We start from the raw sequence: 270 nt of genomic DNA, 5'->3' as shown, positions 1-270 counted from the left end.
GAACATTCTTTTAAGCCGTTACCGACAGCACTAACAGCACTTGCACCGATTTGTCTGAATGCACCAACAGCAATCTCTCTAAGACCGCTAAAGCGTGACTTCATGCCCTCAATTCCGCTATTAACGCCTTTAGTATCCATTTTAGCGTCAATGTTCCAAGAGCCTGAACTAATAGCACCCTCGACTTGCTTAATTTCGCCCTCTAGCCTATTAGCTTGTGTTTCTACTGTACCTAAATCTCTAGTAAGTTGTAGCCATTTCTTTTGACCT

General features: G+C 43.0%; 1 protein-coding gene. It reads right to left on the bottom strand.

Annotated features, from left to right (window positions below):
- On the bottom strand, positions 1-270 hold a 270-nt coding region (locus tag L977_RS24695; protein WP_047625508.1), incomplete at both ends, for a hypothetical protein.

Origin of the sequence: Enterobacter sp. ZOR0014 (assembly GCF_000798855.1) — a bacterium.
Taxonomy (GTDB): Bacteria; Pseudomonadota; Gammaproteobacteria; order Enterobacterales; family Enterobacteriaceae; genus Enterobacter; species Enterobacter kobei.
Note: the sequence above shows the minus strand (reverse complement) of the source record. Positions and strands in the feature narration are given on the sequence as shown.